This is a genomic window from Chitinophagales bacterium (genome assembly GCA_040877935.1).
Classification (GTDB): domain Bacteria; phylum Bacteroidota; class Bacteroidia; order Chitinophagales; family CAIOSU01; genus JBBDNB01.
Genome location: JBBDNB010000030.1, coordinates 1 through 20,348 on the forward strand (window position 1 = coordinate 1; position 20,348 = coordinate 20,348).

The window sequence follows — 20,348 nt, forward strand, 5'->3', positions numbered from 1 at the left end:
AAGATGTTGTGTTACATGTACCTTGTGCTCTTACATAATAGTTTGTAGTACTTGATGGAGATACAGAAATACTGCTACCTGCTCCAAGATAAGTTCCCCCACATGATCCGCTGTACCATCTCCAGCTTGCCCCACTTCCAAGAGAGCCTCCTGAAACACTTAATGTGGTTGATTGACCGTTACAAATTGTTGTGGTACCCGTAATTCCTGAAGGATTAGATGAAGTGGATATAACGGTAAAAGACCTGTCTTCTGAACAGGCTCCCAATGTATATCTTATCGTAACACCTCCGGTATATGAACCGGGGTAGTATGTTGAACCACTTATTGATCCGCCTCCTGAAACTATAGTCCAATACCCCCCCGTACCATTGCCTGATACCGTTAGTGAACGGGAAGAATTTACACAAAGGTTAGCAGTTGAGAAATTAGCGTTGAAATTTTTAACCTGACGGTAGGTCAAGGTTGCTGAATTGTATGAAGAACTCCAACCGTAAGTGGGAGGCCCCTGGTTAAAATAAGCAGGCTGAATGACCCTTACCTGACCAGAATAATTTGATGTCCAGTTAAAATCTCTTACCTGCCAAGAACTTCCAGAAGAACAGCCTCCAATCCCGGCATCCGTATATGCAAGCTGGGTTCCGTTAGAGGTGCGCCAAATTGCCAAATCTGAATCCCAGTTGGATGATGCACAGTTGTTGAAATAATACTGGGCTGTATTGACAACATTAAACTGTACGTAATCACCAGGACCTATAGTATTTACAGACCGATTGGAATTACATAATGGCGATGCTGTTGATCGCAAATTGGCACCCGGCCATGCTTGCGCATCTGCTGACAACGGCAAAAGCATTACAAATGCAATGACCGGCAAAAGAACTGAAAACAGTTGCTTTGGTAACTGATAAAATCCTTTAAAAGAGCTTTTACAGTAATTTAAAAGTGGGTTATTCATAAGGAATGTGTTTTGTTTGGAAAGTTTAAATGGTCAACTAATTTGTTTAACACCTATATTTTAGGTAAAGCAATATAATACACTTTTTAACATAGCGCAAGTTTTTTTAAAAAAAATCAAAGAAACACAACAAAAAAACTCACGCCAACAACCGCTAACCCTTTGGCAACATGATACATACGCAAAATAAATATGCCACCGTATATTATATTGCACAAAAATAGCCACAGGTTGAAAACTTGAAAAGCTGAAAATTTTTGCTTAAAAAGCCTAAATTTTAGCAAAATATAATTTCATACTAACCTTACTTTAAGGCATAGCAAATTTATTTAAAAATAAGCGTATAAAGCTGTGATTGATACGTAATTTGCCTACAAATGTTTTAAGTGTTTTTTGAACTGTTCAGTCAACTTGGGACGCACTCTTCCTTTTTTATACACTTGTCTTCCTCTATCAATCCCTTTTCTCAGTTCTTTCTGTTTTTCTTTTGGAAGTAAAGAAATCTCATGACATTCAGCAGAGCAACACCCAGCATATTTTTCAGCACATTCATCACATTGTATAAAGAGTAAATGACAAGCATCGTTTTTACAATTGGTATGCGTATCACAAGGCTTTCCACATTGATGGCAATTGGCAATTATTTCGGGAGAAATACGCTCTCCCAATCTTTCATCAAACACAAAGTTTTTACCCACAAATCTATTCTCTAATCCATTTTTAATGGCGTCTTGTGCATATTTAATAATACCGCCCTCTAGCTGAAAGACATTTTTAAATCCCTTGTGCTTGAAATAGGCACTGGCCTTTTCGCAGCGAATTCCCCCGGTACAGTACATCACAATATTTTTATCCTCATTGCCTTTTAGAATTTCATTTTCTATCAATGGGAGACTATCACGAAAAGTATCTACATCCGGGCATATGGCGCCTTCAAAATGTCCCACTTCTGTTTCATAATGATTGCGCATGTCAATCAACAAGGTATTTTGCTCATTTGCAGTTAATGCATTAAACTCTTCCGCAGAGAGATGCTTGCCTTTTTTAGTCACATCAAATGTTTGATCTTCCAGCCCATCAGCTAATATCTTGGGACGCACTTTTATTTTAAGTTTAAAAAAAGATTTGCCATCATCATCTACAGCCTCATTTAAACGAATGCCTCTCATAAAATCATAGCATTCAAGAGCAGCTCTGAATTGCTCTAATGATGCTTTCAATATTGATACCTGCGCATTAATGCCTTCCCTGGCTACATATACCCTACCAAGCACATCTATACTTTCTAGTTTTTTATACAACTCATCCCTGAAAAGATATGGATCTGCAACCTGATGGTAGCGGTAGAAAGATATTGTAGTTCTCGGGCGCGAATCCTCAGCTATCTTTTCTTTAAGTACTTTGCTATTTATTTTATTATACAATGGCATTATTGCTTATTTAATAGTTTTGCTTAAGTATAGAATAAATGCAAAAATCGACAACTTAACAGAATTCTAAAAATAATTGCTTCAAGTAGCACAAATTATTGGTTAACTTTATCGCGTAAAATGGAAGAAAAGAGAACTTTAAGCACTAAGGAGAAAGCCTTAAAAATAAATTTAGACCAGAGAATTTATGGTTCCTTTGCAGAAATTGGAGCAGGGCAAGATGCAGCTGCCAATTTTTTTAAAGCAGGTGGGGCCTCAGGTACAATTGCAAAAACAATGTCAGCTTATGATATGTCTTTTAGTGATGCCATATACGGCAAAAGCGGAAGATATGTTTGCCAGCCACGTTTACAAAAAATGCTGGATAAAGAATTCAGCCTTTTGCCTGTTCGTTTGAAAGAACGTATTGAAGACACGAATTTTTTTGCTTTTGCAAACACAGTAGAAACACTCAATTTTTACCGTACCAATCAAGGGCATGGCTGGCTGGGATGTAGTTTTCAATTGACTCCCGAAAGCCGGCCTAATACTTGTGTAATTCATGTTGTACTGCACGATATCGAAAATATTCGCCAGCAAAATGCACTGGGAATACTTGGTGTTAATTTGATCTATGCCTGCTATTATTTTTACCAGGACCCTAATGCTTTTTTAGATTCTATATTAGATAATATCAATCCCGGGAGAGTTGAAGTGGATATGTTCAGCCTTGAAGGACCGGATTTTGAACATGTGGACAATCGTCTGATGGCGCTAAAATTAGTAAGTAAAGGTCTCACAAATGCTGCTATGTTCAGTTCTGATGGCAGTGTGCTTCAAGCATCCGAGGCGCTTTATAAAAAGAATATACTTGTTTTGCGCGGACGTTTCCGTCCTATAACCAAGGTGAATATTGACATGCTTCGCAAAGGCATGAAACAGTTTCTGGCAGATCCTGAAGTGGATGAAAAGAAAACTGTAGTCATGTCTGAATTGACCACAAATGCCCTGAATGCCTCAGGTGAAATCAATGAAGCAGATTTTTTGGATCGCGTAGATTTACTTTGTTCGCAAGGCGAAACAGTAATGATCTCTAATTTTAAGGAGTTTTATAAACTATCGGAGTTTTTAGGACGGTTTAATCGCAAACGTAAAATAGGTATAATTGTAGGGGTTTATGCTTTAGAACGTATTTTTGATCCACAATACTATAAAAATTTAAGTGGGGGGATACTAGAGTCATTTGGGCACCTTTTTGGGAATAATGTAAAACTCTATGTGTATCCTGCCCAGGAATTGAACGGTGATAAAATCTTTAACCTTTCCAATTTTAAAGAGCGCTTACCGGAATCGCTCCAAAACCTTTTTGAATATTTGGTAGGTAATGATAAATTAGAAAAAATAAAAAGGGTGAATAAAAAATTATTACCCATTTTTTCTGATAATGTGCTGAAAATGATACAAACCGGAGAAGAAGGCTGGGAAGAGTTTGTACCCCCCAAAGTAGCTACGCTTATCAAAGACAACTGTCTTTTTGATTATCCCTGCACCCTCGATCAATTTGACCGCGCAAGGAGCAATAAAAGAAAATAAAGCTTAGGTTGTTATCACTACAAAATTCTAATACCATTTTATTTTATAAAAAACCCGGCTGAAATCAATCAACCGGGTTTTAATAAATAGCATATCTAAAGAAAATTAAGCATCCTTTTCTTCCTTATCCTTATCGTCCGATTCTTCATCGGATTTGCCTTTCTTTTTGGCAGTTTTAGATTTGGATGCAGGCTTTTCAGCCTCACTTTCTTCAGCAGACTTGTCTTTAGCCTTAGGATTCGCTTTTTCATCTTCTTCAGTCTTCTCAGAAGTTGATGCCTTCGCTTTCTTATCCTCTGCTTTTTCTGTCTTAGATGCATCTGCTTTTTTATCAGCAGTTTTAGACTTACTATCAGAATCAGCTTTCTTCTTAGTGGCTTTTTTAGCAGTGCCTGATTCAGACTCTTTCATTTGCGCCTGCAATTCAGACAACACATCTAAATCACCTAAAGTGGTTTTCTCAACATTTCGCTTGGTTTTAGCGGTTTGTTTTGATGCCGATTTAGAAGAGCCGCTCTTTTTGTCGGAAGTTTTGTCTCCTTTTCGCTCTTCTTCAAAAATTCTTGAGTGAGAAATAATAATTTTTTTATCAGTTCTATCAAACTCAATAACTTTAAAATCAAGCTGTTCATCAGCTTCTGCCATGCTTCCATCTTCTTTTTTCAGATGTTTCATTGGAGCAAAAGCCTCAAGACCATAAGGCAATTGTACTATTCCGCCATTGTCTTCTTTTCTGATAATAATGCCTTCGTGCACTGAACCTTCTGGAAATACATTTTCAAAAGTATCCCAGGGATCTTCTTCTATTTGCTTGTGTCCAAGTGTCAGTTTACGTTCTTCCATATCAATTTCAAGCACCACAACTTCCAATTCTTCGCCTGTTTTCACAAACTCAGTAGGATGTGAGTATCTCTTAGTCCAGGAAAGATCAGAAATGTGCACCATTCCACCTATTCCCTCTTCAAGCTCTACAAACACTCCATAAGGGGTGATGTTCTGAACCAAACCTTTGGTTTTAGTGCCTTCGGGATATTTTTTCTTAATTTTCTCCCATGGATCTTCCTGCAAACGTTTAATGGATAGTGACATTTTACGGCTCTCTCTGTCTAAAGTCATAATCACTGCTTCATGCACATCTCCCAATTTAAAGAATTCTTTAGAGTTAACAGGTTGTGTAGACCAGGACACTTCAGAAACGTGGACCAATCCCTCCACACCTGGAGTGATTTCGAGAAATGCACCATAATCTTCTATATTCACAACTTTTCCATCCACCTTAGAACCTACTTCTAATTTTTCGTCCAATACATCCCATGGATGTGGTTCAAGTTGTTTAAGACCTAGAGAGATGCGTTTTTTATTGTCATCAAACTCAAGTACAACAACATTTAGATTTTGGTTAAGCTCCAATACTTCACTCGGGTGATTAATTCTACCCCAACTTATATCAGTGATATACAGCAATCCGTCAACACCGCCAAGATCGATAAAGGCTCCAAAATCAGTAATGTTTTTGATGGTACCTTCAAGTACCTGACCTTTCTCTAATTTGGACATGATCTCTACACGCTGTTCTTCAAGATCGCTCTCGATCAATGCTTTGTGAGAGACAACAGCATTTTTAATGGCCTCATTGATTTTAACCACTTTGAATTCCATGGTTTTTCCAACATAGGCATCATAATCAACAATTGGTTTCACATCTATTTGAGAACCCGGAAGGAATGTTTCCAAACCAAATACATTGGCAATCAATCCACCTTTGGTTTTACTTACGATTCTACCTTTTATTACTCTGTCTTCATTATGGGCTTCAACAATATTGTCCCATGCTTTAGTAAGTTTGGCTTTCTTACGAGAAAGAATTAATTGCCCTTTCAGGTCTTCTTTACTTTCAACATAAACATCAAACTCATCTCCGATTTTGAGTTCTTCTACATCTCTAAATTCAGAAGTAGATACCAGTCCGTCAGATTTAAAGCCAATATTCAGAACTACATCAGAGCTTGTAATTCCAACAACTTTTCCACTTACGATCTCATTTTCCTCAATATCCTTTAAAGTCTCATCAAATTCTTTTTCAATTCTTTCGCGTTCTGCCTCGGTATAAGGAGACACATGTTCATTGGCTGCATCCCAATCAAAATCATCGTGTGCTTCTTCTTTTACTTCTACAGTTGACTCAACAGCCTTTTTGTCTTGAGTTTCACTTTGTTTGGCTGAGGCATTGGAAGCTTCATTTTCTTCCTGCCCGACTTCCTGATTAGATAAATCTTTTTCAGTCAAGGTTTTAAAATTTTAGTTAAGAAATAATTTTTGAGCTGCAAAGGTAGCTCTTTTTTCAGGAAAAATAAAGTTCGGCTAATTTATCTGTAAATGCTTTAAGAAAAAGTATTTCAGCTATTTATGAACTGTAGAATAAAGGCATTGAATAGGCAATCAATAACAAAACCCAATTACTAATAAACATAAATTTTTCTGTTTATATTCAATGCTTTACCGGAAATTCTCAATATATAAATGCCTTGAGACACCCCTGAAATGTCAAATCGTTCTTTGTTAAGACCACTGTTCATTTCACGATTTTCATTTTTTATTACTCTACCTGAAACATCTATCAATTGCAGGGTATATCCAGATTGTTTTTTTGCATTAAATTCAATATTAACCACATTGTTATTATCAACTGGATTTGGGTATAATTTAAAGGAAACTTCATCTATAGCCGTATTAATTCCCGTATAATTAAAAGATTCACTTACAGAACATCCAAAGGCATCGGTTACTGTTACACTATAATTTCCCAAATCATCCAGATTAACTAAAGATTCAGTGGAGTTGTCTGACCACACATAAGAGAAAGGACCTACACCTCCTTCTACTTCTACTTCAAGTTTTTCAAAACCAATTCGTTTGAGATTTAAATTAATATTCCCGCTATAAGGAATGTTTACAGGAACTAAGAGACTTCCACTGATAGAAGAAGTAATTGTAACTAAATAATTTCCCGCTTCAAGGCCCGATAAACTATTACTTGAAGCTCCATTTGACCAATTATATGAGAAAGTACCATTACCCGTAACCGAAATATCAACAGCTCCATCATAACGATTACAGGTTTCTGGAGATATGTTAACATGCGGTTCAAAATCTATGGCAGAACTGGCTGTAAACATAGTATAATCTGAATACTCGCTACAAGTATTCCCCTCATGAATAGCTGTAACTTTCCAGCGATATGTGAAATTTGGCTGCAAACCACTACGCAATATTATAGAAGTGTCGGTTAGAACAGTATCAAACAAAAAGAAATTAGGGTTGCTTCCCTGTGTCAACATCAGACTATAAAAATCAGCACCTTCAACCGATTTCCATTTTAATTCTATATAATTCACCGGTGGTTTATAATTGCCCGTATCTAAAGGAAAAAGAGTCACTGGCACACCTATCGAATCGAAATTTTCTGGCACATACCCTAAATGTCCGTATCTATCATTATCATTTTGCAAATAGTAGCGCATAAAATCGATTTGCTCATTACTGAAGTAATTCTGGCAGGCATCATTGGCATAACTCATATATAACTCTCCATCAGGTTGATAAAGATCTCCATTGTAATCTGTCTTAACTTCTGAGTATGGACAATTCCAACGTTTTGAATAAAAATCAGCAGGGGTATCACAAAAACGATCCCCAGCACTACTACAATTAGAGCCATTAACTCTTTCATCAGTTGATCTTGCTGCTCTATTTACCGGGTTATCATTTCTATCTTCCCATCCAAAAAAAGTGTGAGGCAAAGCCATGTAATGCCCAATTTCATGAGCTATTGTACTATTATCAAGCGCACCACATGATTTATTAATTGCAATAATATCCATCCATCCAGAATAATAACCACATGCACCGTTAGGGTCTTGTACAAAATACATATTTAGGGCATTCGGATACTTTGTGGTATCTATAACATTAAAATAATTACCTGTATGTTCATATAAACTGGTGCTGTTAATGTAGTTCACATCTTTCAAATAAAAATACATATCCACCCCTGAAAACTGATCATTGATATTACACATAGATGATAGTAAATGATCGCTCCGATAATAACCGGCACCGTTGTCATTACCAACAATGTGAGCAACTACTGGGACATAAAGCGTACTTGCTGCAGATTTTTGATAAGAAGTTCCAGGATTGTTTGCTTTGTAATTTTCCAAAACGGTCAACATTTCATCAGGATATTCAGAAGCACATGGTGCCTGGGCTGAAACAAGAAATGAAGAGGAAATTAAAAGATATAGCAGGGCAATAAAAACTGTAAAAATTGATTTCATCGTAAAATTTTAGGCCAACAAAAATAAAGCTAAAGCAGTCAATATGCAAATTAACCCAACTTAGCACTCTTATAACGTAAGTTTTAGCTAAATTTGTTCAGGAATTTTAATAATAAATTAAAAAAGCAAAAAAAATGAAAGTAACAGTAATCGGAGCGGGCAATGTAGGAGCAACCTGCGCAAATGTAATCGCAAACTACGACCTGATCAATGAAGTTGTTTTATTAGACATTAAAGAAGGAGTGGCAGAAGGAAAAGCCCTGGATATGTGGGAAACATCCTCTATCAATTCATACAGCACAAGAATCAAAGGCGTAACCAATGATTATAATGCTACAAAAGATTCAGACATTGTAGTTATCACTTCTGGAATCCCCAGAAAACCAGGTATGAGCCGCGATGATTTGATCTCTACCAATGCAGGTATTGTAAAATCAGTTACAGAAAATAGTATGCAGCATTCTAAAAACCCAATTATCATTGTGGTTTCCAATCCCTTGGATGTAATGACCTATGCAGCATACAAAACTGCGGGACTTCCTTCAAACCGAGTATTTGGAATGGCAGGAATATTAGATGTTGCCCGCTACAAAGCATTTCTGGCCGATGAACTCAATTGTTCTCCAAAAGACATCAGTGCTATTTTGATGGGCGGACATGGCGACACTATGGTGCCTCTTCCGAGATATACTACAGTAAGCGGTATTCCGGTCACTGAATTGTTGGATGAAGCTACATTGAATCCCATTATTGACAGAACCAAAAAAGGTGGGGGCGAGATTGTAAACCTGATGGGTACTTCTGCATGGTATGCTCCTGGAGCTGCTGCTGCACAAATGGTGGAAGCCATTGTGAAAAATGAAAATCGCATTTTTCCAGTTTGTTCATGGTTAGAAGGCCAATATGGGCTGAATGACATCTACCTGGGTGTTCCCGTAAAATTGGGCAAAAATGGAATTGAAGAAATTATAGAGCTAAAGTTGAATGAAGATGAAAAAGCATTGCTATATTCTTCAGCAGATTCTGTGAAAGAAGTGATGGCTGTTTTTGACAATATGAAAGCTACGGCTTAAAACTTTATTCTGTAAAAATTCAAAGGCTGTTTCATAATTTGAGACAGCCTTTTTTTGTAACAAAAGTTACATTTCAATCACTACAAACAAACTAACTTGACTAAGAATTTGTAGATTTGATAGCAATGAAACGCCAACTGAGCAAAATATTAATTTTCCCGACAGTAATTTTACTGTTCACTCATGTATTTAATGAGCGGATTATTCAATTGGCTTTTGACCTGAATCAGGATTTTATCAAAAACGAGCTTTGTATTAAAAAAGATACCCCAGGCAATTCATGTCTTGGAGCGTGTTACTTCAGTGATCAAATGGAGAAAGAACAGGAACGCAAAGAGAGTCCTGAATACCTGCTCCAAAAAGAAGTTTTTTATTTAAGCAATACTTTAGAAAATAAATTTGCAGTAAACACCTCTATAAAAAAGAGATTTTTTCTTTTCAATGAAAATTATACTGCCCATTGGAATCCATCCCTTTTTCGGCCACCTTCTGCTTTTGCCTGATATTTCATTTTAAGCACAATCAATTTATTTAATTTTAATATCCAAAGATGAAATTTATAAACATCTTTTGGATTGCCTCAATCTGGATATGCTTTTATCCTATTGGTGCTAGTGCAGATCATTCAAGTGGCGGGAATTTCACAAGTGTACAGCCCGGCTTGCAGTTTAACAGCACTATGCATTCGTTGGAATTGGTTTATCAAAGAAGATGGCTGAATTTCCAGGAAAGTGAAAGCAAAAATATCAATTCATACAACTACCCGGGAATCATTCAGCAATTTCAAAATGGGCAATCCGGACATGGCCATCAACATGGCTATGACAATAGTTATTATCAGGAATACAGGAACGATATAGAACTGAGGGGAAATGTTTTTTGGCACGAAAAGTCGAGTATCAGTTTCAATATCCCCTATCGACAGATTCAATTGTTTGAAGATGGGCAAGATATTGATGCAATATCCGGCATAGGCGATCCTGTATTAATGGTGAATTATTTCCCTATTGATTTTACCGGGGTCAAACGAAAAAACGATTTTGGTCACCGCCTAAGTTTTGGTGGGGGAGTAAAAGTGCCTTTTGGTAAATTCAGCACAAGAAACTACAATAACGAGATCACTCCGGCCTATCAACCGGGTTCTGGTAGTTTTGACTTCCTGTTTTACAGCAGCTATTTGATCACTTATAAAAAATTGGGTTGGTTCAATTATTATTCATACAGGTTGAATACACAAAACCCCAATGGATTTAAGTTTTCAAATACGATGAATTTCCGGAGCAATATGTTTTTAAGCTTGCAAAAAAAATCATCGAATTTCATTCCATTTGTGAGTTTTGAAATGCAAAAAGCCGGTGCTGATCGTTTGTATAACCAAGAGTTTGATGAAGACTCCGGAGGCATACTTTTGCTCAGTGGTATTGGAATGGAATATTTTTTCAAAAACTACGGTTTGAGTGTTGAATATGCTTATCCCTTCGCGCAAAAAGTACAGGGAGAACAATTTAAATACCAGCATCAATTTCAAGCCGGAATTAAATTTTTAATCAACAAACAAAATTAAAAACCATGAAATCAATAATAAAAACACTAACAGTAATGCTTGCTATGAGCAGTCTGTTTTTTATCACATCCTGCGATAAAGATGATGATAGTGATGATATTGAGAAAGTAAATATCATGCTCCAATTTGAAAACCAGTTAGCAGGGCATGATGCTGTAAGCGACCATGCACATGTAGCCCATGATGATACTTTTTTACTGAACACTGTCCGATACTACATCAGCAAAGTGAGGTTGTTTGACGATGTAGGCAATGAGATAGCTACATTTCCAGATAAATACTTCCTGGTAAAAGACAGTGAAGAAAACAATTTTGAATTGGGGGAAATTGAAATTGGAAAACACGTCCATCGCATAGTTTTCAATGTAGGAATCGACCCTGAGACAAATAATCAAACAGAAACTGATTTTAACTCCTACCCTGCCGGACATCCCCTGGCTTTACAGGAAGGTGTGAAAATGCACTGGGCCTGGAATATGGGCTATATTTTTGTGAATATAAAAGGAACAGTTAACAGCAATAACGTAGAGTTGGAATTGGGCACTGATGATCTGCTTAGAGAAGCAGATGTCTTACTGCATGAAAATGTGATGCCCGGTGAGCATTTCCATATTCACCTGGTAGCAGACATTGCCGCATTTTTTGATGGAGTGGATACGGAAAGTGAAGTAAAAGCGCACACCAACAACGAACTGGCTAAAAAAGTAATGGACAATGTGCCCAATGTATTTTCAAAGGCAGGGGGAGACGGAGGTCATAATCACGGTAAAAAATAATTTTTTAATGGGGCAGAAATTTTATCTGCCCCAATATTTCAAGACAAAACATTATTAATAAAGTATAAAAACCAAAGAAATGCTAAAACAACTAAGCATAATTTCAATATTGACATTGTTTTTTTTCTCAGCCTGCGAAAAAGATCCGCCTGTTCCCAGTGATCCTGAAGTAGAATTGAATTTCACTGCAAAGGCAGGTGGAGATGATTTGGTTCTGAGAGAAATCTATACTGCTAATTCCGGCCACCAATACCAAATCAACACCTTTAAATTTTACCTCAACAATATTCGTTTTACAAATACCGAAGGAGAGGTACATCTATACAAGGACATTGCAATTTTAAATTTCAGCAATGGCCATAGTGAATCTCCAGTAGTGCCTGAACAGCTAATTGCTACCCTGCCCGAGGGCAACTATACCAAAATGAGTTTTGACATTGGTGTTGACCCTGAACGAAACAAGCAGGATCCGGCACAGTATGAACGAGATCATCCATTGAGCATTTATCAAAGCATGCACTGGAGCTGGAACACCGGCTATATCTTTTTGATGTTGGAAGGTGAGACCGACTCGGTAGTTGGAAACAACAGCCTGGACAAAACTCTACTTTGCCACATTGGTACTGATAAATTACTGAAAACAGTAAGTTTGGATGTTCAGCTTAAACCGGTCAAAGGGGAACAAAACATTGAAAAGGTAAATATTGCCATAGACATGAATGATGTGTTTTCAGGCCCAGCCGGTACGGTTGATTTACCAAATACCTTTACACAAACTACCGAATCTGAACAAGCTTTTGAGCAGGCAGAACAGGTAGCTGATAATTTTGCAGCAGCTTTTTATCTATTGGAATAAAATGCGTTTTTTAATGATTTTTATAAGCTTTACTTTGCTGTTGACCGCCTGTAAAAAAGAGTCGGGAGAGGAAAAAGATTTCCCTTTTGTGCCCGATTATCCAGCTGGTTTTCCGGAAATTAAATCACCGAAAAACAATCAGTTGACAGTAATGCGGGTTGAATTGGGACGGCAGCTTTTTCTCGATAAAAGATTGTCAAGAGATTCAAGTGTGGCATGCGTGAGTTGTCATTTGCCCGAAAAAGCATTAACAGATGGTCTGGCTCTGAGCGAAGGTGTTGAAGGGCGCAAAGGCATTCGCAATGCGCCCACTCTATTTAATATCGGCTATCACCCCTATTTTTTTAAAGATGGCGGAGTACCTACATTAGAGGCACAGGTAATTTCTCCTGTTGAAGACGAAAATGAAATGGATTTTTCTATTCCCGGAGCGGTAGATCGTCTGAAAGGCGATGCCAATTATGCAGCATTGGCAGAAAAAGCCTATGAAAGGCCTTTCGATGCATTTGTACTGACACGCGCCATTGCCGCATTTGAACGTACTTTGCTCAGTGGCAACTCAAAATTTGACCAAGTTACAGCAAATGATACTTCTGCGCTGAACGAATCGGAAAAAAGGGGATTGAAATTATTCTTCAGCGAAAAAACACAATGTAGCACCTGTCACAGTGGTTTTGATTTTACGGACTACAGTTTCAGGAACAATGGCCTGTATGCTGAATACCCGGATAAGGGCCGGGAAAGAATAAGCATTAACCCGGATGACAATGGCAAGTTCAAAGTACCCAGCCTGAGAAATGTGGAACATACGGCACCATATATGTTCGATGGAAGTTTAAGTACTTTGGAAGAAGTGGTAGAACATTATGCTTCAGGCGGAAAAGGGCATCCTAATCAGGATGAATTGATAAACGGTTTTGAAATAAATACTGAAGAAAAACAAGACCTTATAAATTTTTTAAAAGCATTGAGCGATACCAAAGCTATAAATGCAGTAAAAAACCAGTTACAATGAAAATATTCAGGCTATACATATACTTATTGATATTGCTTATACCAGTAGTGATATTTAATTCTTGTGAAAAAGACCCTCCAGATAAGGATGATAATAACGGAGAATACACTTATGACCCTACTCCATATAACCTTGAAAGACCACAGTCTTTTCCGCCACTTGAAATTCCTTCAGATAATCCATTAACGGAAGAGGGTATAAAGTTAGGGCGTATGTTATTTTACGATCCAATTTTATCGGTTGACAGTACCATAGCCTGCGCGAGCTGCCACAAGCAGGAAAACGCATTTACTGACCCGCGCAGGTTTTCACAAGGAGTGCACGGAACCGAAGGCGTTAGAAATTCCATGCCGCTGTTTAATCTCGTCTGGCACTCCAGTTTTTTCTGGGATGGCCGTGCAGGAACTATTGAGGAACAAATCTTCCACCCCGTAGTTGACCCTGATGAAATGGGGGCTAAATGGACTTCAGCAGTTCAAAGGCTAAAAAACCACAAAGATTATCCCAGGTTACTCTACAATGCATTTGGGACACTTGATATTGACAGTACCCATGTTTCAAAATCCATTGCCCAGTTTTTAAGGATTATACTGTCATATAATTCAAGGCATGATAAATTCCAAAGAGGTGAGCTTTTTGGTACCGTAGATGAATTTACTGATTCTGAATCCAATGGATTAGATCTGATATTGGATGATCAACGGGAAAAAGCTGATTGCTTTCATTGCCACGGAAATATTTTGTTCAATGATGTGAGTCCCAATGATCAATTCAGAAACAATGGCCTTGTTGATGCAAGTGGCTCGGGAGATTTCAAACAGGATTTTAAGGAAAATAACAACTTAGCTGATCCTGGTAGAGGAGGTGTCAAGGGAAGTGGAAATGATATTGATCTTGGTAAATTCAAAGCACCTTCGCTCAGGAATATTGAACTCACTGCTCCCTATATGCACGATGGCCGCTTTCAAACCCTGGAAGAAGTCATAGATTTTTACAATGAGGGAGTACATACTGATGCCTATAATGTAGATGATCAAATGAACAAAGCCAACAGGGCTGATGGCAGCCTGGGGCTTACCGAACAGGAAAAAACCGACATAATCAATTATCTGAAAACATTAACAGATGAGGAACTGATTAACAACCCGGAATATTCCAACCCATTTAAGTAGAATATAGAAAAGTCCAATTTTGCAATGCAGGAAATTGACAAACAACTAACAAAGCACCCTGTTTTACTTGGTGTTTGTATTACAGCCTTGTCGCTTTTCCTGATTGTATTAAGCAACTTCATTCCCTTTGCAAATGAATGGGCATGGAAAATTGCTTCCACTGCTTTGCTCTTTTATGCAGTGACAAGCGTTATTTTCTCAATTAAACAGAAAAAATTCAGAAAATATATTTTTAAAACATTGCTCTCCTTCCTTTCAATGCTGCTACTGTTGGGCAGTGCCTCTTGGCTAATTTCCGATAATGCGTCAGAACATTTAAAATACTACAAGACCATTTATTTCTGTCAATTCGTATTCTTCCTGTTGATTATCGGCCTTGCAATATTGTTCAGAGGTATGCTGAAATTTGTAAGTGGAGACGAGCCACACAAGTTTTTCTGATCTCAGGCAGGAGATTTAAAGTCATCTTCAAAATCTGTATAATGCCTGTTTATTAAGTGCGCTTTTTGATTTTTGCTAAGGTATTTTTGTCTTCTTTTTTTCTTGATCTTTTTAATTGTAAACTGCTCTTTTTCTTCGAGCCTGCATTTGAAGTCAACTACTTTGCTTTTTCTTCTTGGATTTGGTTTAAAAAATTCCATAAAAATTAAGTGCGTTTGAAAAGGGTTAATAAATGGGTTTGTTTATACGGGTTTATTTGAAAAAGGTTTTTATAATCGGGAATAAAATACAACAATACTTCATCCAATCATTGCTTTTGAAATATTACCAAAAAACAGTAACTTTAAAAAGCTATTTTTTCAAATAAATACAACTGTAATGAAAACCAATCCCTTCTTATTAATAGCCCTGATCTTGATTTCATTGCTCTTGCTCAATTTCACTTTACCTGAAAAAAACTTTAAGCCCATTGGCACAGTGCAGGTAAATGACAAACTTTATTTTGAGGAAACAGAAGTTTCAAACCGCGACTGGAAAGCCTACGAAACCTGGAATAAACAAATGCATGGTGATGCATCAGCAGCGCATATTAGCGCACTGCCCGACACTACAGTTTGGAAGAAAGAGATCAATGATTACGATGAATATGTAAATGGCTATTACAACAAAATAAAATTCATAAACTGCCCGGTAGTGGGGATTAGCTGGGAGCAGGCCAATGCATATTGTAAATGGAAAACAGAAAGTGCCAATCGAGAACTTGCTGAAAAACCAATTGAGCTAAACTACCGACTGCCCACTGTTGCCGAATGGAAGTTGGCAGCTAAAGCAGGGTATTCCCAGAAACTTCAAAAAACCATAGATAAAAAAGGCTATCCCTTCAACAAGCTACACAATATAGTTGTCTATGATTCTACATATAAAGGTTTAAACAAGGAGGAAGTCAACCCCAATGCATCTATCACTGCACCGGTAGATATGTATTTCCCCAACAAATACGGGATTTTCAACTTGTTTGGCAATGTGGCTGAAATGACTGCTGAAGAGGGCGTTGCCAAAGGTGGCAGCTGGAACCACACCGAAGAAGAAGTCGCTTTGGAGAAACATCAAAGCTATGAGAAAGCAACTGCCTGGCTTGGGTTCAGGTGTATTTGCGAAGTAAAATGGAATACTTCACAATGAAAATCCTGAATACCATTTCCTTAAAAATAAAATATGCAGTGATTTTGCTGTTTTGGGTGTGTTGTGGCTTTATGCTTTATCCAAATGAAGTCAGATATTTTGCGGCAAATTTTAAAAAATATACTCTCATACTTCTTTTGGCTGCAATTTTAGCATTCATGATTTGGTTTTGGCTTTGAAAATATAGCCCACATGCCTGGAAAATAGTTACCCCACAGCCTGCTCTAATCTTTCTTTAAAACCCAAAACCTTTTCAGAACGAATTTGTTGGAAAAATGGATTCAAAAAAGTACAGCGTTTAAATTTGTTCTCCTCATTTGATCACAAACCCAAATAAAAATCTCAAAAAACACAAAGGCCACAACAAGTGGCCGAAGAATATTGTTAGAACAAACGAAAGGAACTGATTAAAACTATGCAATACAATCGTGCAGCACCGAAAATGTGGATGAAAGGCATTCTATTTATAGCAGCATTAATGTCTCTGGTATCGGGATTACAATATCTGTTATTTCCCACTCTGATATTTCGCATGGGCGCTTTGCCATTTCCTGATTACCCATTTATGTGGCAAACACTGGGTGCACTAGATATAATTTTTGCTGTCGTATTTCTTATAGCCCTTTCAAATATTTACCGACATTGGGTTTCAATCTTATTGATTTTTCTCTTTAAATTTTCTTCAAGCTTGATATTCCTGTATTATGCCTTTCATCAGAAAGAGCTGTGGAATATGAGCAACTATATATTTATCGACAATTTGCTCTGGTTAATTCCCCTGGCTGCAGTTTTATATGGTACCTACAAATTCTCCGTCTCAACCGATGACCTGTTAATTGATCTCTACAGCAGTGGTTTCAGTGATTTTTCCCTTGATATGTTTGAGACCAATTATGGTGATAATCTGAAAGAGCTTTCAGATCAACAACCAGTAATGCTTGTGTTTTTACGTCATTTTGGTTGCACTTTTTGCAGAGAATCCATGCAGGACATTGCCAGCCTAAAACAGGAAATAGAAGCAAAAGGGACAAAAGTCATTGTAGTGCATATGCTCGAAGATGAAGACAGCGCATCTTTACAACTACAAAAATTCGGATTGGATGATATCCCCACAATAAGCGACCCGGAATGCATTCTGTATAAAATGTTTAAACTTAAGAGAGGTTCATTCTTGCAATTGTTTGGTCCCAAAGTAATATTCAGAGGCATAATTGCTGGAATCATCAAAGGATTTGGAATTGGCAAAGAAATGGGGGATTTAAAACAAATGCCGGGTGTGTTTTTACTTTACAATGGAGAGATCAAAAAACAATTTGTTCACAGTTCAGCAGCAGACCGTCCAAATTATCTTGAAATGGCTACCTTTGAATAAATTGAATAAGCTCAAATCCTGTGTATATCAACTTCAATGAAATTCAATATTTACGCTTTACTTAAAGACCCAAAGAATCAAAAATTTCTCCTTTTTCTTCTCTTTTTTGCCATTATTCCTGCGCTTTTTTCCTCTTCATTCATCTATATTTTTCAGCTTTATTTGCCCGAGTTGACCCAGCCGGGATTTAAAAGCTACCTGCTGTTTTTTGGACTCACGGGAATAACCATGTCTTTTGCACTCACCCCTACCACTTTTATAGCCATTATTTCAGGTTATTTCTTTGGCTGGCCGGGCTTACCAGGAGTTATCATTTCTTATCTTGCAGCTTCATTAATAGGCTTGTGGTTTGGTGATGTGATCAACAAAACCGTTGTGGGCCAATATATTGCAAACAATGCATCGCTGAAGAAATTTTTTGATAAGCTCAAGGAACAGGAATTCCTCATGGTCTTCTTTGGACGGCTCTCACCCATACTTCCCTTTGCCATGATGAATTTTGCGTTTTCTTCTATTCGCCCCACTATAAGTACTTACCTTATCGCCAGTCTTGTAGGGATGTTTCCGCGAACTTTGATTTTCTTTGTAACCGGAATGCAGGCAGTTGAAATTTGGGGATTTGTGCGCAACCCAAATCTCGAAGGTTTTATGTCGCTGGTTCCACTGCTCCTGGTCATTGTTTCGAGTATTGGTATCATTTGGCTGTTGCGCAAAACTTATCGATCTATTTAACTTGGATTCTCTTTCACAAATAGCACTGGGCGCAGCCATGGGAGAACTGGCTACTGGGAGAAAAGCAGGCAACAAAGCCATGTTTTGGGGAGCTGTTGGCGGTACCATTCCCGATTTGGATGTTTTGGGCGCACCTTTTTTAGACCCTATTAGCAACCTGCTTTTTCACCGGGGTTTTACGCACAGCTTTTGGTTTGCTTTTGTGATGGCTCCCGTACTGGGCTACTTGCTCTATTATTATTACAGGAATAAAGCACCCAATGTCAGCTTAATAGATTGGATATGGCTGTTTTTCCTGGCGCTTTTCACCCATCCCATTTTAGATTGCTTCACTACCTGGGGCACACAGTATTTCACCCCTTTTAGCGATTATCGCGTTGCGTTCAACACCGTTTTTGTAGTGGATCCTTCATATACCGTTCCTTTTATTATTTGCTTGGGATTGGCTGCAACACTACACCGAAACCGACCTCTTAGAAAACACCTGAATTACCTGGGTATTGGGCTAAGCTGTGGATATATTCTATTTACCGTGGTCAATAAGCACTTTGTTGATCGTAAATTCTATGCAGCAATGGAAAGGCGCAATATTGCGCAATATGAATTTATGTCGGCCCCTACCCCGCTCAACAATATCCTGTGGCATGCAACAGTATGTGGCAAGGACTCCATTTGGATTGGATATTACTCTCTTTTCGACAGAGATGATCAAATTGATTTTGAAAGCATTCCGAGAAACCTGGAATGGGCAAAACCCTATGAAAACATTAGGGCATACAAAGTCTTGAAATATGTCTCCAAAGATTTTTTTGCCATAGATAAAAGCGACAGCAGCTTAGTATTTTACGACCTGCGCTTTGGCCTGATCGATGGCTGGAATAGAGAATCAGATGAAATCAAACTGCCTTTTCACTGGGAAATTTTACTTGAAAAAGATGAAGAGGGCGAGCACATAGTCATCCAGAAAAGACCGGATTTTAAAATCACCGGTAAAATGTGGCGGGATTTTTACCGGAGGGTTAAAGGAGTTTGACAAATTTCCGATTCCGAACAGCGGCTTCGAAACATAAAATCAAATCATTTTACAAAATCGACTTGACACCCGCCTTTTCGGATTTTCGAATCCAGCCAACATTTAGTTTCTAAAATATTTACGATATTTAAAACCCTTTTATTTACAGTTATAAATGCGACAGAAAGAACATACAAGTAGTAGAGATAAAAGACAGTCAGGGCCATAAAATAAAAAGGATAGAGGAAAAGGTGAAATTCCTTGAAAGAGGTGTTGGTCAAAAGCAGTTGAACATTTTTTATTTTGAAAAAATGCCCGAGCTGGCAAAGGAAGAGTTTGATATTGATATCAAAAAAACTCAAACACCCTACATTCTAATGGTTCGAGTCCAACAAAGAAAAAGTAAGCTACAAACTCAATGTTCTGTCGAAATGTTAGTGTCACTAAGCAAGCTGTCCACAAGAGTCTAAAAAGACAACAGGCTTTTGATCGAAAGCTTACAGAGCTTACTATTCAAGCAGATGTACTTTGGCCAGACCATCCGGGATGTGGGGAGGAAAAAATGTATCAAACATTGAAACCAGAATTTATAGGCAAGGACAAATTTTGCGATATTTTTATGGAACAGGGGTATAGAGTTAAGAAAATACCAAACTACAGGCGCACAACAATAGCTTCACACATAAGCTATCCTAACCTTATCGAAAGGATGCAATTTACCCAGCCTTTCCAGGCAGTGCAGGTAAGATAATTAACCTGACAGGGGAACCCAGTATGGAAGTGAAAAATACAGGGATTTACTTAGTGTTTGGTCGAGACCTCCAATCACTATACTATCATTGAATTTCTGTTAATA

General features: G+C 37.7%; 18 protein-coding genes. 13 read left to right on the forward strand and 5 right to left on the reverse strand.

Features of this window, described 5'->3' with window-relative positions:
- Together WD048_07755 and WD048_07760 are read right to left on the reverse strand one after the other, a co-directional pair.
- The coding region (locus WD048_07755) for a hypothetical protein (protein ID MEX0812097.1) at window positions 1-958 on the reverse strand (958 nt) is incomplete at its 3' end.
- Window positions 959-1,329: 371 nt separating this feature from the next.
- On the reverse strand, window positions 1,330-2,388 hold the full coding sequence (locus WD048_07760; protein ID MEX0812098.1) for a rhodanese-related sulfurtransferase: 1,059 nt from the start codon (window positions 2,386-2,388) through the stop codon (window positions 1,330-1,332).
- Between the two features lie 120 nt (window positions 2,389-2,508).
- On the opposite strand from WD048_07760, the gene WD048_07765 reads away from it, so the two are divergent.
- Entirely contained in the window at window positions 2,509-3,960 is a 1,452-nt protein-coding gene (locus WD048_07765; GenBank protein MEX0812099.1) for a hypothetical protein, read from the forward strand.
- Window positions 3,961-4,065: 105 nt separating this feature from the next.
- Here the strand turns inward: WD048_07765 and rpsA are convergent, their stop codons facing one another.
- Both rpsA and WD048_07775 read right to left on the reverse strand, forming a co-directional pair.
- Window positions 4,066-6,246: a 30S ribosomal protein S1 gene (rpsA, locus tag WD048_07770; GenBank protein ID MEX0812100.1), complete on the reverse strand. Its 2,181-nt coding sequence runs from the start codon at window positions 6,244-6,246 to the stop codon at window positions 4,066-4,068.
- A 173-nt stretch (window positions 6,247-6,419) separates the two neighbouring features.
- Window positions 6,420-8,297, reverse strand: a complete 1,878-nt coding sequence (locus tag WD048_07775) for a T9SS type A sorting domain-containing protein (GenBank protein ID MEX0812101.1) — start codon at window positions 8,295-8,297, stop codon at window positions 6,420-6,422.
- 134 nt (window positions 8,298-8,431) lie between these two features.
- Here WD048_07775 and mdh point away from each other — a divergent pair, with 134 nt between their 5' ends.
- From mdh to WD048_07815, 8 genes are all read left to right on the forward strand, one after another.
- Window positions 8,432-9,370 (forward strand): malate dehydrogenase, encoded by a 939-nt coding sequence (mdh, locus tag WD048_07780; protein MEX0812102.1) that lies wholly within the window; start codon window positions 8,432-8,434, stop codon window positions 9,368-9,370.
- 125 nt (window positions 9,371-9,495) lie between these two features.
- Complete coding sequence (locus tag WD048_07785) at window positions 9,496-9,873, forward strand: hypothetical protein (protein MEX0812103.1); 378 nt, start codon at window positions 9,496-9,498, stop codon at window positions 9,871-9,873.
- A gap of 47 nt (window positions 9,874-9,920) precedes the next feature.
- Window positions 9,921-10,934 (forward strand): hypothetical protein, encoded by a 1,014-nt coding sequence (locus WD048_07790; protein MEX0812104.1) that lies wholly within the window; start codon window positions 9,921-9,923, stop codon window positions 10,932-10,934.
- 5 nt (window positions 10,935-10,939) lie between these two features.
- Window positions 10,940-11,710, forward strand: coding sequence for an MbnP family protein (locus tag WD048_07795; protein MEX0812105.1), 771 nt, complete (start codon window positions 10,940-10,942; stop codon window positions 11,708-11,710).
- A 79-nt stretch (window positions 11,711-11,789) separates the two neighbouring features.
- Complete coding sequence (locus tag WD048_07800) at window positions 11,790-12,566, forward strand: MbnP family protein (protein MEX0812106.1); 777 nt, start codon at window positions 11,790-11,792, stop codon at window positions 12,564-12,566.
- Between the two features lie 13 nt (window positions 12,567-12,579).
- On the forward strand, window positions 12,580-13,581 hold the full coding sequence (locus WD048_07805; GenBank protein ID MEX0812107.1) for a cytochrome c peroxidase: 1,002 nt from the start codon (window positions 12,580-12,582) through the stop codon (window positions 13,579-13,581).
- Window positions 13,578-14,753 carry a cytochrome c peroxidase gene (locus WD048_07810; protein MEX0812108.1) on the forward strand — a complete coding sequence of 392 codons (1,176 nt, stop codon included), beginning with the start codon at window positions 13,578-13,580 and terminating at the stop codon, window positions 14,751-14,753. Before WD048_07805 ends, WD048_07810 begins: the two co-directional genes overlap by 4 nt.
- Window positions 14,754-14,777: 24 nt before the next feature.
- Window positions 14,778-15,194, forward strand: a complete 417-nt coding sequence (locus WD048_07815) for a hypothetical protein (protein MEX0812109.1) — start codon at window positions 14,778-14,780, stop codon at window positions 15,192-15,194.
- Window positions 15,195-15,196: 2 nt separating this feature from the next.
- Here the strand turns inward: WD048_07815 and WD048_07820 are convergent, their stop codons facing one another.
- Window positions 15,197-15,394: a hypothetical protein gene (locus WD048_07820; protein MEX0812110.1), complete on the reverse strand. Its 198-nt coding sequence runs from the start codon at window positions 15,392-15,394 to the stop codon at window positions 15,197-15,199.
- A gap of 178 nt (window positions 15,395-15,572) precedes the next feature.
- Between WD048_07820 and WD048_07825 the strand changes: the two genes are divergently transcribed.
- The 4 genes from WD048_07825 (at window position 15,573) to WD048_07840 (ending at window position 19,513) form a co-directional block, all read left to right on the forward strand.
- Window positions 15,573-16,376, forward strand: a complete 804-nt coding sequence (locus WD048_07825; GenBank protein MEX0812111.1) for an SUMF1/EgtB/PvdO family nonheme iron enzyme — start codon at window positions 15,573-15,575, stop codon at window positions 16,374-16,376.
- A 415-nt stretch (window positions 16,377-16,791) separates the two neighbouring features.
- Window positions 16,792-17,748 carry a SelL-related redox protein gene (locus WD048_07830; GenBank protein ID MEX0812112.1) on the forward strand — a complete coding sequence of 319 codons (957 nt, stop codon included), beginning with the start codon at window positions 16,792-16,794 and terminating at the stop codon, window positions 17,746-17,748.
- Window positions 17,749-17,784: 36 nt separating this feature from the next.
- Window positions 17,785-18,480: a VTT domain-containing protein gene (locus tag WD048_07835; GenBank protein MEX0812113.1), complete on the forward strand. Its 696-nt coding sequence runs from the start codon at window positions 17,785-17,787 to the stop codon at window positions 18,478-18,480.
- Between the two features lies 1 nt (window position 18,481).
- Window positions 18,482-19,513: a metal-dependent hydrolase gene (locus WD048_07840; protein ID MEX0812114.1), complete on the forward strand. Its 1,032-nt coding sequence runs from the start codon at window positions 18,482-18,484 to the stop codon at window positions 19,511-19,513.
- Window positions 19,514-20,348: the final 835 nt, after the last annotated feature.